Origin of the sequence: Alcaligenes sp. GCM10023179, from assembly GCF_042653705.1 — a bacterium.
Classification (GTDB): Bacteria; Pseudomonadota; Gammaproteobacteria; order Burkholderiales; family Burkholderiaceae_B; genus Alcaligenes; species Alcaligenes phenolicus.
Genome location: NZ_JBHSIQ010000001.1, coordinates 1,606,388 through 1,621,941, shown reverse-complemented (window position 1 = coordinate 1,621,941; position 15,554 = coordinate 1,606,388). Strand labels below are relative to the sequence as shown.

General features: G+C 56.6%; 15 protein-coding genes, 2 tRNA genes and 1 riboswitch. Of the genes, 10 read left to right on the top strand and 7 right to left on the bottom strand.

Annotation, left to right across the window (positions count from 1 at the left end; genetic code table 11):
- Position 1: 1 nt before the first annotated feature.
- A complete protein-coding gene (locus tag ACFPDR_RS07280; RefSeq protein ID WP_226348357.1) occupies positions 2-1,042 on the bottom strand; it encodes a LacI family DNA-binding transcriptional regulator in 1,041 nt (346 codons plus the stop codon).
- A 187-nt stretch (positions 1,043-1,229) separates the two neighbouring features.
- On the opposite strand from ACFPDR_RS07280, the gene ACFPDR_RS07275 reads away from it, so the two are divergent.
- The 7 genes from ACFPDR_RS07275 (at position 1,230) to ACFPDR_RS07245 (ending at position 7,480) form a co-directional block, all read left to right on the top strand.
- A complete protein-coding gene (locus tag ACFPDR_RS07275; protein WP_035272365.1) occupies positions 1,230-1,913 on the top strand; it encodes an amino acid ABC transporter permease in 684 nt (227 codons plus the stop codon).
- 3 nt (positions 1,914-1,916) lie between these two features.
- Positions 1,917-2,585, top strand: coding sequence for an amino acid ABC transporter permease (locus ACFPDR_RS07270; RefSeq protein WP_376910944.1), 669 nt, complete (start codon positions 1,917-1,919; stop codon positions 2,583-2,585).
- Between the two features lie 23 nt (positions 2,586-2,608).
- A complete protein-coding gene (locus tag ACFPDR_RS07265; RefSeq protein ID WP_035272361.1) occupies positions 2,609-3,337 on the top strand; it encodes an amino acid ABC transporter ATP-binding protein in 729 nt (242 codons plus the stop codon).
- Positions 3,338-3,383: 46 nt separating this feature from the next.
- Positions 3,384-4,184, top strand: a complete 801-nt coding sequence (locus ACFPDR_RS07260; protein ID WP_137430244.1) for a transporter substrate-binding domain-containing protein — start codon at positions 3,384-3,386, stop codon at positions 4,182-4,184.
- Between the two features lie 124 nt (positions 4,185-4,308).
- Positions 4,309-4,848, top strand: a complete 540-nt coding sequence (locus ACFPDR_RS07255; RefSeq protein WP_035272359.1) for a VOC family protein — start codon at positions 4,309-4,311, stop codon at positions 4,846-4,848.
- Between the two features lie 12 nt (positions 4,849-4,860).
- Positions 4,861-6,135, top strand: coding sequence for a RuBisCO large subunit C-terminal-like domain-containing protein (locus ACFPDR_RS07250; RefSeq protein ID WP_115633820.1), 1,275 nt, complete (start codon positions 4,861-4,863; stop codon positions 6,133-6,135).
- A gap of 13 nt (positions 6,136-6,148) precedes the next feature.
- Positions 6,149-7,480, top strand: a complete 1,332-nt coding sequence (locus ACFPDR_RS07245) for a four-carbon acid sugar kinase family protein (protein ID WP_181900164.1) — start codon at positions 6,149-6,151, stop codon at positions 7,478-7,480.
- Positions 7,481-7,624: 144 nt separating this feature from the next.
- Here the strand turns inward: ACFPDR_RS07245 and ACFPDR_RS07240 are convergent.
- Positions 7,625-7,709, bottom strand: a tRNA-Leu gene (locus ACFPDR_RS07240).
- Positions 7,710-7,862: 153 nt separating this feature from the next.
- Positions 7,863-7,956, top strand: a riboswitch (SAM-I-IV-variant riboswitch).
- A gap of 117 nt (positions 7,957-8,073) precedes the next feature.
- Between ACFPDR_RS07240 and ACFPDR_RS07235 the strand changes: the two genes are divergently transcribed.
- The gene (locus ACFPDR_RS07235) at positions 8,074-8,418 is read left to right on the top strand and encodes a hypothetical protein (RefSeq protein WP_035272353.1); all 345 of its coding nucleotides are present in this window, start codon (positions 8,074-8,076) and stop codon (positions 8,416-8,418) included.
- Here ACFPDR_RS07235 and ACFPDR_RS07230 read toward each other — a convergent pair.
- Both ACFPDR_RS07230 and ACFPDR_RS07225 read right to left on the bottom strand, forming a co-directional pair.
- A complete protein-coding gene (locus ACFPDR_RS07230; protein ID WP_376910943.1) occupies positions 8,415-9,215 on the bottom strand; it encodes a siderophore-interacting protein in 801 nt (266 codons plus the stop codon). The two genes, ACFPDR_RS07235 and ACFPDR_RS07230, sit on opposite strands and share 4 nt — an antisense overlap.
- Positions 9,216-9,217: 2 nt before the next feature.
- Positions 9,218-9,790 carry a PadR family transcriptional regulator gene (locus ACFPDR_RS07225; RefSeq protein WP_022983141.1) on the bottom strand — a complete coding sequence of 191 codons (573 nt, stop codon included), beginning with the start codon at positions 9,788-9,790 and terminating at the stop codon, positions 9,218-9,220.
- Positions 9,791-9,952: 162 nt separating this feature from the next.
- Here ACFPDR_RS07225 and ACFPDR_RS07220 point away from each other — a divergent pair.
- Positions 9,953-10,037 (top strand) — tRNA-Leu (locus ACFPDR_RS07220).
- A 331-nt stretch (positions 10,038-10,368) separates the two neighbouring features.
- On the opposite strand, the gene ACFPDR_RS07215 is transcribed toward ACFPDR_RS07220, so the two are convergent.
- Both ACFPDR_RS07215 and ACFPDR_RS07210 read right to left on the bottom strand, forming a co-directional pair.
- Positions 10,369-11,442, bottom strand: a complete 1,074-nt coding sequence (locus ACFPDR_RS07215) for an NAD(P)/FAD-dependent oxidoreductase (protein WP_321290568.1) — start codon at positions 11,440-11,442, stop codon at positions 10,369-10,371.
- 211 nt (positions 11,443-11,653) lie between these two features.
- Complete coding sequence (locus tag ACFPDR_RS07210; RefSeq protein ID WP_374697191.1) at positions 11,654-12,334, bottom strand: prepilin peptidase; 681 nt, start codon at positions 12,332-12,334, stop codon at positions 11,654-11,656.
- A 224-nt stretch (positions 12,335-12,558) separates the two neighbouring features.
- Between ACFPDR_RS07210 and ACFPDR_RS07205 the strand changes: the two genes are divergently transcribed.
- Positions 12,559-14,592: a DUF4139 domain-containing protein gene (locus ACFPDR_RS07205; protein ID WP_376910942.1), complete on the top strand. Its 2,034-nt coding sequence runs from the start codon at positions 12,559-12,561 to the stop codon at positions 14,590-14,592.
- 8 nt (positions 14,593-14,600) lie between these two features.
- On the opposite strand, the gene ACFPDR_RS07200 is transcribed toward ACFPDR_RS07205, so the two are convergent.
- Complete coding sequence (locus ACFPDR_RS07200; protein WP_083053390.1) at positions 14,601-15,476, bottom strand: LysR substrate-binding domain-containing protein; 876 nt, start codon at positions 15,474-15,476, stop codon at positions 14,601-14,603.
- Positions 15,477-15,554 lie beyond the last annotated feature (78 nt).

Below are 15,554 nucleotides of genomic sequence, written 5' to 3'. Positions count from 1 at the left end.
ATCAAGGCAAATTCTCCCTGAACACCACAATGCTGTTCATGGGCTTGAGCTTCAAGCCCGACTCTCCCCCCTCCGCCATGTGCCGGGCTGCCGTCAACATGCGCACACAGTTCAGGATCGACTGCTGCGGGTCCTGCATGATGATGGCATCCAAGGTGCCATCGATCAGCAAGGCACGCACATCAGAGGTCAGCCCATGGCCGACAAAGATAATTTTCTTGTCTCGTCGTGCCTCTTTCAACGCCCGCGCCACTCCTTCAGGGGCGCCGCCAATATTGTAGATACCCAGCAAATCCGCATGCTGCTCAAGCAACAGCCGCGTCTGCCGGTAATTGCTTTCTGCATCGTCATGCCCTTCGCGCAAGCCAATCACCCGATCTGCCCAGCCTTTTTCCTGCATTAGCTGCAAGAAACCGGACTCACGATCACAGTGGGCGCGGTAGCACAGACTGCCTGCAATCAAGGCGAAGCTGCCCGACTGCCCGCCCCCAAGACGGCTAAGTAGATAGGCTGCCAGACGGCCGGTTGCCACATTGTCCAAGCCTACGTAGCCAAAGCGCGTCGAGGCCGACAAATCGGAAATCAAAGTCACTACCGGAATACCATCGTGAACCAAGGTATCGACCGCTTCGCGCACCACCGGATGCTCCAGCGCCATAAATACCACGCCATCGGTGCGGCCGCGCAAGCCCAGCAGCGCATGGGCCAGGGACTCGTGATCAAAGCCGTTAAAGACTTCGGTATGGCAATCCACATTGAAAGGCTGCAACTGCGTCTGTGAGTAGTCGATGGCATCCCCAAACATATGGATCACGCGATTGCTGCCGGCAGGCAATAAAAACGTGATGCGCATGGGCTTGAGGCAACGGTCGGCGCTGAACTCGGCATCGCTGATGTAGTTCAGTTTGCGGGCCGCTTTAAGCACATGCTGGACCGTGCCGGGACGCACGCCGGGACGCCGGTTCAAGACCCGGTCCACCGTCGCGGTAGAGACGCCCGCCAAACGGGCAATATCGCTGATTTTAGGGATTTTATTAGTCAATCAAAAACCATCATTGGATTGGCTGGACAGGCTTTAAGTGGCTTCTATACCATACAAAAAGGCTAGTGCAACAACACAGCAAAAAACATCATAAAAACATGTAAACCATAGGGAGACAAGACCTGCAGCATTCGGGAGTCAGCACGCTCTGATTCTGTTTGATGACGTAGGTTCCACCCGTCCAGCCATGACTTATACCTTTGACTTTTCCAGCGTGCTGCTTCAGTGGCCGCAACTGCTGCAAGGGGCCTGGATGACAATCAAATTGTCCGTTCCGGCTACCGTGCTCGGTTTTATCGCCGGCACTTTTCTGGCCATTGGTCGTCGCAGTTCATCCCGCCTGATTGCCCGCCTTTGCGGTTTCTACGTGGAGATCATTCGCAATACGCCGCTGCTGGTACAGATCTTCCTGGTCTTTTTCGGTTTGGCCACCCTGGGCTGGAAAGTCAGTGCCTTTGGCGCAGCTCTGGCCGCTTTGGTCATCAATGTGGCGGCATATACCTGCGAGATCATGCGCGCCGGCATGGACTCCATTCACAAAGGACAGCTGGAAGCCGCCGAATGCCTGGGTCTGACTCGTGCCCAAACCTATTGGCATGTCATTTTGCTGCCTGCGCTGGAGCGTGTGTACCCGTCCTTGTGCAGCCAGTATGTGTTGCTGATGCTGGCATCCTCGGTGACCTCGCAGATTTCAGTGGAGGAGTTGACGGCCATGGCCAACCATATTCAGGCCGAGACCTTCCGCCCTTTCGAGGCCTACATTCTGGTTGCCGTCCTGTACCTGGCCCTGTCCTTGCTGATGCGACTGGTCCTGTGGCTAAGCGGACAGCTGGTTTTTTCTCGTCAGCGTGCGCTGCGCGGCCGGAGTTAAGCCATGTTCACAAGCGGATTCAATGCCAATCACCTGAACTTCCTGTTGGAAGGCGCTTTGTGGACGGTCGTACTGTCGCTGATTTCCTTTATTGGAGGTGGGTTAGGCGGTGCCCTGGTAGCCCTGGCCCGTATCAGCGCATGGCGCCCCCTGCGCTATCTGGCCATTGCTTACATTCAGATCATTCAAGGCACTCCCTTGCTGGTGATTCTGTTCCTGTCTTATTTCGGGCTCAGCATCATGGGACTGACCCTGCCGCCACTGGTAGCAGCCGGGCTGTCCATGACGATTTACGTCAGTGCCTACCTGGGTGAAATCTGGCGCGGGAGCATCCAGTCCGTGGCCCGAACCCAATGGGAAGCCGCTGAATGTCTGGCCCTATCCCGCTGGCAACGACTGTATCTGGTGATTCTGCCCCAGGCTGTGCGCATCGCCACGCCGCCTACCGTCGGTTTCATGGTGCAAATTATCAAGAACACTTCGCTGGCATCCATTGTGGGCTTTGTGGAGTTGGTACGAGCCGGCCAATTGATCAATAACTCGATCTTCCAGCCCTTCCTGATCTACGTGCTGATTGCAGCCCTGTATTTCGCCCTGTGCTATCCCTTGTCGGCCTGGAGCCGCCGCCTGGAGATGCGCCTGCATTTTGCTCATGGCCCGGTGCAGAAATAAGTTCGGATCGCCAAGGAGTTTTTATGTCTATCGTTGTTGAACTCAAAGACGTCTACAAAAGTTTTGGCAGCAATGCCGTCCTGAATGGCGTGTCCTTTGCCATTCCCAAAGGTCAGGTAACCGCCATTATCGGACGCAGCGGGTCAGGCAAAAGTACCGCCCTGCGCTGCATAGACCGGCTGGAGATCATTGATCGCGGCCAGATCGAAGTGTGCGGCCATCAAGTCCACGACCCGGATGTCTGCCTGCGCTCGCTGCGGACCGATGTTGGCATCGTCTTCCAGAGCTACAACCTGTTCCCGCATTTAACAGTAGAACGCAACATCATGCTGGCTCCGCAAGTCGTTCGTGGCCGCAGCCGTGAAGAGGCTCGCGCCATTTGCCGACGCACCCTGGAGCAAGTGGGGCTGTCCGACAAGGCCCAGGCCTATCCGGAACAGTTATCAGGTGGTCAGCAACAGCGCGTTGCCATCGCCCGCTCCCTAGCCATGGAACCCAAAGTCATGCTGTTTGACGAGGTGACCTCTGCGCTGGACCCGCAACTGACCGGCGAAGTTTTGCGTGTCATTGAAAGTCTGGCGGCCGATGGCATGACCATGGTCCTGGTCACCCACGAAATGGAGTTTGCTGCCCGCGTAGCCGATGTGGTGATTTTCATGCACCAGGGGCGCGTCTGGGAAACCGGCCCCGGCGACATGCTGCGCAATCCCCAAACCCCGGAGCTGCAAGCCTTTCTGGCTCACGGTCTGTAAAGATTCTTCCCTAGCACCATAACAATATCCTGACGGAGACTGCACCATGACACTCTCGACCCTCCTGCGTGCCACCATCCTGGCCCTGGGCCTGACTGGCTTGTCCGCCGCAGCCAGCGCCAATGCGCTGGACGACATCAAGGCCGCCAAAAAGATCCGCGTCGGTATCGACCTGGGCGCACCCTTTTATGGCTATATCGACGACAAAATGCAGGCTGTAGGCTCGGATGTGGAAGCCGCCCGCTTGCTGGCCCAGGATCTGGGCGTAGAACTGGAAATCGTGCAGACCACCAACTCCGCCCGCATTCCCAATCTGCTGTCCAACAAGGCCGATTTGATTATCTCTTCACTGTCGATTACGCCTGAACGTGCCAAGGCCGTGGACTTTTCCATTCCCTACGGTGCTATTCAAGCAGCCGTTGGCGCTCCCAAAGATGTGGACATCAAGGGCATGGAAGATCTGGTAGGCAAGCGTGTCGCCGTAACCCGTGGCGGCCCTCAGGACAAGCTCATCAGTGAGCGGGCACCACAAGCCAATCTGGTGCGCTTTGATGATGAGGCTGCCTCGATTACCGCCGCTGCCAGCGGTCAGACCGACATTGTGGCGATCACTCCACCCATTATCAAAGCCATTGCCGACCGCAATCCCTCGCGCCCCTTCGAGGTCAAGTTCGTAATCGAGTCCTACAAGCTGGGCATTGCCATGCGCCAGAACGAGCCTGAACTGAAAGGCTGGGTAGACGAATGGATCAAGACCAATTTGCAGAACGGCAAACTTAATGAAATCCATCTGAAATATGCCGGTGTGCCTATCCCCGACGAAATCGTCCAGGGCGCTGGCCAGTAATTCTTAGCCGGGCCACAAGCCCGGCCTCTCTCCCTATTGATAACCCTCCGACGGCAGCGCTCCAAGTCTGCCGCGGGACTGGCTGCGCCTTCGCTCAGCTGATTTACCCCTTCAGGAATTATGTATGAGTACCTTATTTGGTGAAATCCGCCAGCTTGGCTATGTGGTGCGTGATATCGAAGCCGCCATGGACTACTGGAGTCGCCAACTGGGTGTAGGCCCCTGGTACTACAACCCCAAAGTCGGCATCAAGAATTACCAGTACCGAGGCGAATCCTACGAACCGCATAACTCGGTCGCCCTGGCCAATTCCGGTTTTGTGCAAGTAGAACTGATTCAATGCCGCAACGATGTTCCTTCGATGTACCGGGACTTTCTGCAAGCCGGCCAGCTGGGTTTGCAACACGTCGCCTACTGGACAGAAAACTACGATGCGGACCTGCAACGCGCGCTGGACCATGGCTTGAACGTTGTCATGAGCGGCGAGGTTGGCGAGCGCGGCCGTTTTTGCTACTTCGATACCGAGTTTCATCCCGGTGCCGTCATTGAGCTATCCGAGGTGGCGGGCCCCAAAGGCAAGATGTTCTCCATGATCCGTGCCGCCTCCGAGCACTGGGACGGCCAGGACCCCGTACGTCCCTTCCCTGATCTGAGCACGCTATAGGTCGTACACAGCATGAGCACTGACACTTTTCTGGCCCGTTACCTGATCGAAACTCCCCTGCCGCCCGAGCAGGTTGCCGAGGTAATCGCTGGCGAACAGTCCTGCGGCACATTTACCCGTGTTGCAGGGGAAACCGAAGAGCTGCGCAAGCGTGCACGAGCGACAGTCGAACGCGTGCAACGGCTGGAGAGCGTCGCGCAGCCCAGCTTATCCAATACCTTGCTGGAACGAAGGGGCATCTCTGGCCCCTATCAGCGAGCCTTGGTCGATATACGGTTTCCTATCGCCAACATCGGCGCCAATCTACCCACACTGGCTGCATGCGTTACAGGCAACCTGTTTGATCTGGGCGAGGTAACGGGCCTGCGGTTGGAAGCGCTGGAGTTGCCCGCTTCCTATCGCCGCCAGTTCGAGATGCCTGCTGTTGGTATCGACGGCACCCGCTCCCGTACCGGCGTTGTCCGCAACGCCATGGTTGGCACCATCATCAAACCCAGCGTGGGCTTGCGTACTGACGACGTGGTACAGCTGGTGCGAATCTTGTGCAATGCCGGAGTAGATTTCATCAAGGACGATGAAGTCTGCGCTGACCCGACCCACTCGCCTTTGCATGAGCGCATTCCCGCTGTCATGGAAGTGATCCGCGCTCATGAAGAGCGCAGCGGCAAGCATGTAATGTTTGCTTTCAACATTACCGACGAAACCGATGCCATGAAACGCCACGCCGATCTGGTCGAGCGCGAAGGCGGCAGTTGCGTCATGGTCAGCCAGAACTGGGTAGGCTATTCCGCGCTGCAAACTCTGCGCCGTCATACCGGCCTGGCCTTGCATGCACATCGCAATGGCTACGGAGCCTTGTCGCGTCACCCTTTGCTGGGAATTTCTGTCAGTGCCTATCAAACCCTGTGGCGTCTGGCCGGAGCAGACCATATTCACGTACACGGACTGCAGGGGAAATTTGCACAAGCCGATCAGGAAGTGCGTGAAGCCATTGGGCATTGTCTGCATCGTCTGGACGACCAGCACGATGATCGCGTCCTTCCCGTGGTGTCTTCCGGACAATGGGCGGGAACCGTGGAAGCAACTTGGCAGGCGGCAAACAGTACTGATGTGCTGTTCATGGCAGGTGGCGGCATTCTGGCTCACCCGGCCGGAGCGCATGCAGGAGTGCTGAGTCTGCAACAGGCTTGGCAAGCAGCAGATCAGGGAATCAGCGTGCAAGAACAGGCCAGAACCTGCAATGAGCTGGCCCAGGCGCTGGAGTTTTTTGGCCCGAAAATGGCCTGATCGGAAATACCTCATGACTGTATTACGCCCCGAATATGTCTGGTATGGCGATGACTTCACCGGAGCCAGCGATACCTTGGCGACCTTAAGCCAGAGCGGAGTACGTGCCATCCTGCTCTTGCAAGCCCCCAGCCCCCATCACCTGAAAAGGCTGCAAGGACTGGAAGCCATAGGGCTGGCGGGGGCGACCCGCTCGCTGGATTGCGAGCAAATCCGCAACAGCTTGAAGGGCGTCACCCCTTTTCTGGCCTCCATGCAGCCCAAGCTATTGCATTACAAGATTTGCTCAACCTTCGATAGCAGTCCTGAAATCGGCAATATTGCGATCGCTTTGGAGTGCTTGCGCCCGCTGGCTCAGGTCGCTGTCAGCCCTGTACTGGGGGGACAAATCAATCTGGGACGCTACTGCGTTTTTGCCACCCTGTTCGCGCAGGCTGGACAAGACGGACAGGTCTACCGGATTGATCGACACCCTACGATGGGATCACACCCTGTCACGCCCATGCACGAAGCAGATTTACTGCTTCATCTGCAAGCACAGGGGTTAAAAAACGTGTTCTCTCTGCCGTGGACCGAATATCAGAAGACGGACTACGAAGTGAACAAGCAAAGCAAACAATGGCAAGAGCAAGCTGCAGAACACGGGCATCAGCATCCTCTGCTGGACATTGCTTGTGAGGCCGATATTGCACAGGCTGGTGCGCTGCTTAAAGTGCTCAGCCAAAACGGAACCGTGTTAACTGCCGGCTCCAGCAGCGTGGCACAAGCTTATTTAAGCCAACGGCCTGATACTTTCGCCCAACCCGTTACGGGACTACACGCCAGTACACAGCCGGTGCTGATTCTGGTGGGAAGTCAGTCGCCCATCACTGCACAGCAGGTCGCCCGTTGCCAGAAAGCAGACATCTTTGAGCTTGACCCGTACGAACTTCATCACAGCCCAAGCTATGTCTCCAAGCTGCACGCAACGGTCATTAACAATGTGCGCAAAGGACGTCATACCTTGCTGCAAACAAAGCCTGCAAACCAGGGCCCAAGCCGCCCCACCCTGCCTACACAACTCGTGGCAGAAGACAGCGCGCAGTTTTTACGTCATCTGGTCAAACAGTTGCGACTAGAGCACCGTTTGTCACGCCTCTGTATCGCGGGCGGCGACACGTCCAGCTTGAGCACCCAGGCATTGGGTATTTGGGGCCTGAGTTATCTGGATTTAGTCAGCCCAGGCGTAGCCGCCTGCATCTGCCATGGGGATGATGAGATTGATGGGCTGGAGCTGGTGCTTAAAGGTGGGCAAATGGGGCCAGCGGATTTCTTCGATCGGGTGATTGAAGGCACATCGTACTGAGACGGATCGCAACAGCGTATACAGCCCCCGTCAGATCGGTATACCCGACCTTTCTCATCCTCAAAAAGGCGGCTCCCCCAGTTTTTTGGACACACAAAACAAAAAGCCGACCATCTTGCGATGATCGGCTTTTTGAGGAATTTGTGGTGCCCAGGAGAGGACTCGAACCTCCACACCCGAAGGCACATGGACCTGAACCATGCGCGTCTACCAATTCCGCCACCTGGGCTCTGACTGCTGGATTTGTTTTTCAACTCGTCTCTGCAAGACAGAAGAGAACTATAACATGATTTTGAAAGAGTGCAAACTATTTCTGCTTTTTTTCATGCCTGACAGAAATAAGGGCAGCCCTTGCACTTCATAAGAATCGCTTTTATGCTTATTGCTATATCAAGAGTTGGGGCAACCCATGCCAACCTGTGTACCCGCACAAGGTGGATTCAAGATATGGCCATCTGGCAATCAATGGGATCATCAAGACACGAACCCGCTGCCAGCGGGTTTTTTTATGCTTGGTCGTTTCCAGGCAAAGGGTCCTTTAATCCAACTTGCTCACCCGGAAGTCCCTTCCAAGAGCTAAACAGGAGTGTTTCATGTCTGCACCGTTTTGCTACCACCTGACTTTAGAGCAGCACCACTACCGCATTGTCCTGCACCCCGGTTGTTCCCGGCTGGCCGTCGTGTGCGAAGTACATGCTGACAAGGTCGGAGATTACGAGCCGCGCTGGCTGGGTTCCAGTTGTCGCGGTGGCTACTGGGCCCGCTTCCAGCACGATATTGACAGCACCTTGTTGCTGAACATGGATGCCATTGCCCGCCTGATTGACGAACACCGTCTGGCTCATCCCAATACGGTGCTGGATACAGATTTACAACCCGTGTTGAACGTGGGCGGACGCTTGCGCGCCCAGCCCTACCCTCAGCAAAAAGCCGCTTAGTCCAGACGTGGGGCATCCTCGCCCTGATCGCCTTGACGCCAGTAGCTGCTGGCCCGAATCGCGCCTTTATCCAGGCCGCGTTCTTGCACCCAGTACTCACGCAGGCTTTGAGCGATGGAATATTCTGCGGCGACCCACACATAGCCGGTGCCGCTCAACTCGGGTGCGGCACGCAATGCATCCAGAATGCCATTCAAACCGGCCAGCGAAGGAATCCAGTTCACCGTGACATGGTCCGGTGCCTCCATCGCACCGACTGTCAGCAGATTACGTGCCAATACGTAAACCAGCACCTTCACATTGGAAGGCAGTTCTTTCACTCGTCGCGCCATGGCAGGCACAGCGGTTTCGTCGCCAATCAGAACTTGCCAATCCAGGTCCTTGCTGACCAGGAAGGAGCCACGCGGGCCGGCCACACCCAGCTTGTCGCCCTCTTTAGCTTGCATGGCCCATTGGCATGCAGGGCCTTCACCGTGGACCACAAAATCAATATCCATCTCCTTTTCCTGCTCGCGGAACTCGCGAGGAGTGTAGTCGCGGATAGGTGGCTTTTCCTGACCGGCGGCAAAGACCATGCCACGCTCGCCCATTTGAGGCAGTCGCAATTCTTTAGTGACAGGGTCCGGGAAAATCAGTTTGACGTGGTCATCAAAACCAGGGGTATAAAAACCTTCCAGATCCGAGCCTTCCAGGGTGATGCGCACCATATCAGGCCCCAGTTCGCGCCGCTTTTTTACGGTCAGCAAACGCAACTTCAAGGTATGAGCAACTTTCTGCGTTAATTGTTCAGACTGCATTCTTAAGACTCCTTGGGCAAGTTCCGTATGTCAGCAATGGCTTTTTCCAAAATGGCCACCACCTCTGCCTGTCGTTCCAGACTGGCTGTCGATTGTTCAAACATGGCCTGCTTCAGGCTGTGGCGTACCTGGACAAACTCCGGCAACCAACCTGTTTGTTCCTGCGCGGCCTTCAAATCCTCGTCGCTATTGTGTTCGGCCAGCATCTGCCGTATCCACACCAGCTTGCGCCCGCGATAGGTCAGGGACTGCATCAGGTAATCGCACTTTTCTTTTTGCTCTTCCAGATACGTGTGCCCTTCCTTGGTCAGGCTGTACATCTTGCGACGGCCTTCTTCTTCAATCAGCACCCAGCCTTGCGTGGCGCAATACGCCAGGGCGGGATAGACCGCACCAGCGCTGGGAACATAGCTGTTCTGGCTAAGCTGCGCGAAACGGCGTATCAACTGATACCCGTGAGTACTGCCCTCTTTGAGCAGAGCCATCAGCATGAGCTGCATGGCCCGAGCAGAGTATTTTCGGCCTTGGCCCATATCCAGCAGCATCCGCTCGACATCCATCGTGTTGAATTTCATGTCCATACTCTTATGCTATATCACATGACACACTATAATGATAATGAGAATGCCAATCAACTAGAAATTAAAATTAAATTTATTGAGTGAAAAATGCTTGCTTTCCCAAGGAAACTCACTCTATAATTGAATGCTTGAGACGGGCAGCAGCCTTCATCAAAAGCCCAGGTGGCGGAATTGGTAGACGCGCATGGTTCAGGTCCATGTGCCTTCGGGTGTGGAGGTTCGAGTCCTCTCCTGGGCACCATAAATTCCTCAAAAAGCCGATCATCGCAAGATGATCGGCTTTTTGTTTTTTCTGTCTGAAAGCAAGCAGCTTGAACCCCTGTTTGAAGACGAGGAAGTCAGATACGTAGATCCAATCAGTGTTGATATGACCGGGGCTCTCTTCCAGCGGTACGACCTTCCGAAAAATCAAACTCCTTTTGGACTGAAGGCAGACGTATTCAAAACACCTCCCTGACTTACCGAAGAACAATCAGCCATAAAAAAAGCCGAAACAGCATGAGCACTGTTTCGGCTTTTTTGATTCTGGCGGTCTTACAGCAAGCTATTTCGTTGTCCCGCCCTCTTTACCATCACTCCAAGGCGCGATGACGACGCTGCCAGAAAGGCTGCGCCGCGTAGCGTTGCTCCATGCCATACAGAGCATGTTGCGAATTCAGGTGACGCACCAAACCCAACAAATAGTCCTTTTCGTAAGCACGCGCCGGCTCGGGATTGCCTTTTGTCAGAGCTACAGCAGCCTGTGCCGATTGTGATCCGCTCCACAAGGCCGTTGCCAGGCCATTGGCGGCCAGGGGGTCCATGGCCGCGCCTGCATCTCCAGCACGCAAGATACGACCTTCAAGGAAGTAAGACACCGTGCAGCTGGCAGCAGCGCTGACTTTAGGAGTGTGAGCAGCCATCTGACTATCCAAGCCCAGGCTTTCCATACGCACTCGTGCCGCATCGGCACAGCCCAGCAAACCGGCCCAGACCGAACCATCTCGACTCAAACCATCGGGCAAAAGATCCGAGTCCGAAAACAAGGCCACCATCAAGCGATGACCCGGCATGGGGGACAAGTACCACCACCCCAACTCGACGGCTTCTACCAGGGAAGCAGCCAAGGGTTCTGCCCCTTCAGGCAGGTCAAAGACGTGCCAGGCAGCGACCAGTCTATCCAGACGATGACGCTGGGCGGCCGCTCCGGCGGACAAGGCTGCACGACCAGTACAGTCGATTAAAGCAGCAGCTTCCAGGCTGGTACCGTCTGCCAGCCTGGCAACCACACCTTCAGGCTGGTGCTCCAGGCCCAGAACTCGTGTCTGGCGAATACTGACCTTCGCTTCTTTTTGCACGCGCTCAAACAACGCCTGCTCCAGACGGGCCTTGTCCAGCAGGTAGCCCTGCCCGTCTTCATCCTGCACGGTGCGCAATCCTGCGCTACCCCATACCGAAAAACGCCCTTGTGAACGCAAGGCCACCGTCTCATCCAGACAGCCTGCCCAGCCCAGGCTGGTCAAGACCACGGCCCCGCGTTCGGACAAGGTCTCACCAAACGAGGGCTGGGGCTCCTGAGGAGCCACCAGCGTTACTTCCTGACCTTGCATACTCAGGCGACGCGCCGCCGCTAAGCCCGCCACACCGGCGCCAACAACAATAATCATGCCTTCATCCTCAGGTTCCCGTCTGCTTTGTCAGCGGGACAATGTCCATGGAACCGCGTTGTACTTCCACATACAGCTCGGGCGGAACTCCCGCCAGCCCGACTGGCCCCGGACGTTTTACCACGACTCCCATACGAGTCCAAACTTTTGCTGTGGCAGCGCGGACAAGGCCTGCACAGCCTGTTTAATTGTGGAAAAAACGAATCATGTTTTACAAAATGCGCGGCAAGGAAAACAGCATGACCCAGCCTCCCAGGACCAGATACGGACCAAAGTGAATGGCCTGCCCGGCTTGCAAACGCCCACCAAGGCGCAAGACCAGAGCCGCCAGCAAGCCCAATACCGATGCCGCCAGAAGAATTCCCGGCAAGGCGGTGGCCCCCAGCCACGCTCCCAACGCGGCCAGTAATTTGAAGTCGCCATAGCCCATGCCTGCACGCCCGGTCAGCAACAAGAACACATGGTTTAACAGCCACAGCAAGCTGTAGCCCAATGCCGCGCCAATCACCGCCAAGGGCAAGCTGCTAAAGGTGTAATCCAGATTGACCAGCAAGCCCAGCCACAGCAAGGGCAAAGTGAGACGATCAGGTAGATAGCCGGTTTCCGCGTCAATCCAGGCCAAGAGAGCAGTACCGGCGATAAACACACAGGCCGCCACTGCTGCAGGCGTCAACTGCCAGCGCCAACCGGCCCATAACATCAGGACCAGGGCCAGACTCTGGCATACCCATCCCCATTGACGATGAGCACGCGGCGAACGCCCGTCCAACTCAGGCTCCAGCTCTACAGGCAGGCTCCAGGACAGGTGTCGGGCTGGCCAGAAAAAACAGACCGCCAAGATCAGAGCAACTCCCATCCCCGCCCAGGCATTGCCCCACGACGTCCACATCATATTGATCCTTCACCAGATTGATAAACGCGCGCTGGCACAAGCTACGCTGCCCAAATCCTAGCAGAGCCTCGCATGCTTTTGATGACGTAAGTATTTTTTGCTCCAGGTAGAGAAAGCCGGACGGTGGCATTTTTTTGTTACCCGAATGACAGACAGAGCCCCACAAGGCTAGGCATAATGCGCTTCAACCCTTTGTTTCGCTTACGGATGAATAAGGAAGCGCTATGAACCACTTTGTGCCCCACGCTGCGCGTACGCCTCGCCTGCGCTTTTTGACCGGCGCCTTGCTCCTGGTCTGGATGGGCTCGGCAGCCAGCACCGCCTGGGCCCAGCAGATCGAGTCCATTACCTTATCCAGTGCCGGTATGGCCGAGATCGAGCGACAAATCCCCATCTCTGAAGCCGGCACCGCTCAGTTGCGTGTGCCCCTGACCCAGGTCGATGACATTCTGAAAACCCTGATGGCCGTCGATGGCAAGAACCGCATCGACTCCCTGACCTTGTCGGGTCTGGCCCCACTGAAAGAAAGCTTTGACAGCCTGCCCTTCTCGGCCAAAGACCTGCGCTCGCCCGCCACCCTGGCACAAGCGCTGCGCGGCCAGCAAGTCAGCGCCAGCTCGCAAGGCCGCCTGGTACGGGGTGCCGTCCTGGGGGTGCAAGCTACTGCGGCCACCAAGGAACATCCCGCCCAGGCCATCTTGAGCGTGCTGACAGAACAGGGCCAGATCCAGACCCTGGAATTGGGCCCGGACACCAGCCTGGAAGTACTGGACAAGACCTTGCAACAGCAATTGCAGCAGGCCACCGAAGTGCTGGCCGGTCAAAGCAATCAGCAGTCGCGTGATATTCAACTGGTCTTGAACAAGACCGACGCCAAGACAGCCCGCCTGTCCTACCTGATTCCTGCACCGGTATGGAAAAGCTCCTATCGCCTGATGATGCAGGACGGCAAAGCCCGCCTGCAGGCCTGGGCCATTTTTGAGAACACCAGCGGTGAGGACTGGAAAGATGTGAAGGTCACGCTAAGCTCGGGCTCGCCTGTGATGCTGCGCCAGCGTCTGCTGGAACGTTACTGGAACGAGCGCCCTGAACTGCCGGTGGCGGTAGGCAGCTCCATCGCGCCGCAAGCTGACACCCAGGCTACTGTCAGCGCAAATCACGCCCGCAAAGCAGCAGGTGAGGCCATGCGTGCTCGCATGGCTCCAGCCGCACCCGCTCCCATCATGATGGAAAGCGCCGCCTATGCGGCCGATGGCAACATGGCCAAACAGTGGGCTTCGGGCGGCGCTGGCGCCAGCACCCAGGCACAGGAAGGTCAGACTCAAGTGCGCTTTAGCCTGCCACAAACGCTAAGCGTACCCACCGGCCAGACGGTTTCGGTGCCCTTTATCGACACATCGCTGCAGGCCGAGTCCCTCTCGGTTTACCGCAGCGGCCAAGCTGGCGACTATCCCACAGCCGCCATTTGGGTGAAGAACGAACAGGCCAATAGCCTGCCGCCCGGCATTATTACCGTCTTTAATGAACAGGACGGTCACGTGGGTGATGCAGAGCTGGCCGGTCTGCCTGCTGGCGAGCAGCGTTTGATCTACTTTGCCCAAGACAGCAAAGTTCAAATCCGCGAAGAGCAAACGGATGAATACCGCCTGAGCAAAACCCGTGTGACTGATGGCGTTGCCCGTTCGGAATGGACGCGCTTGCAGAACTTCCGCTACGAGATCAAGGCTCCGGCCGATGAAGATCGCACGGTGCTGATCCAGTTGCCTCGTCAGGATGGCTGGACCTTCAAGTCCGACGCCCATGATAGCGACACCGCCCAGGAGCACCGCCTGAAAGTGAAAGTTGCCAAGGGCAAGACGGTCACCGTCACGGCCCAGCTGAGCCTGCAAGACCATATGGAATTGCGCCTGGAAGAAATCGACGAGAACATGCTGCTGCAGTGGCGTGGAAACGGCCAGGACAGCGCGCAACAAGCCAGGATGGACAAGCTGATTGAGCTGCGTCGTCAGCTGAGTCAGGCCCAGCAAGCGCAAAATCAGGCCGTTGAGGCCCTGAACGAAACCGTGGCTGAACAGGAACGCATCCGCGCCAACCTGGCTGCCGTCAGTGCACAAAGCACCTTGGGTCAGCGTTTCAGCGAGCAACTGGCCCAGCAGGAAGACCAGATTGCCAGCCAGCGCAAAGCCGTTCAGGAACAGCGCGACGCTGTACAGAAGGCCCGTCAGGCTTTTGAGAAAGGTCTGGCCGAACTGGCTTGATCCTGGCCTTATGCAGGTGCAGGCAGCTCGGCCTGCACCTGCTCCAGAAACGCGCGTATGGCATGGCCCTGCGCGCGTTCTTTCAAGCAATACACAAACTCGCTCAAATGAGCCGAGACATCACTGAGTGGCACACTGATAATGTCCGGATGCGCAGGCACTTCACGCAAGGGCAGCAAACTGGCCCCCATGCCGCACACCACTCCCCACCCTATCGCCTCCCGGCTCCCTATCTCCAGCAGCTGCGTCGGCTCCTGCCCCGCCTGCCGGAACACTTGATAGCATAGTTCCCGTGTCATGGACCCGGGCTCACGCATCAGAATGGGATGGCGACACAGGTCCACAATACGCACACGCTGCCGGTTAGCCAAAGGATGATCCACTCGCAGCACGGCCACCAAGGGATCAGAAGCCAGCAGCAGACGCACCAGACGCGGATCATCAACCAGCGCCGAGGACGCAATCACATCCAGTTGATAGTCATGCAAGGCACTCAAGACCCGTTGCGAGTTATCAATGCTCAAACGCATCTTCACGCCGGGATAAGCCTGATGGAAATTCCGTAATACAGCCATGATGTAATACGGCCCGGTCGCGCCCACTCGCAACATGCCACTTTTCAGATCGCGCAGATCACGCAAACTGAAATCGATCTGGGCAGCTTGCTGCATCAGTTGCTCGACTTGGGGCAAGAGGCGTTCCCCTTGCTGACTTAAGTACACCCCCTTGCCTTGCCTATAGAACAGCTCCACGCCATAGCGGGTTTCCAGCTGTCGCAGATGCGAGGTCACGGTGGGCTGGCTGATCCCCAATTGCTGGGCAGCCTTGGTAATGGAGCCACAATGAGCCGTGGCGTGAAAGGACTTCAGTTCCAGAGCCAGCATGCTGCCGCTCTCCTCGGGGAAGAATCAAAGCCCAAATTATCCGATGCTCGTATTACAGAAATTAGTTGTACTGTCATA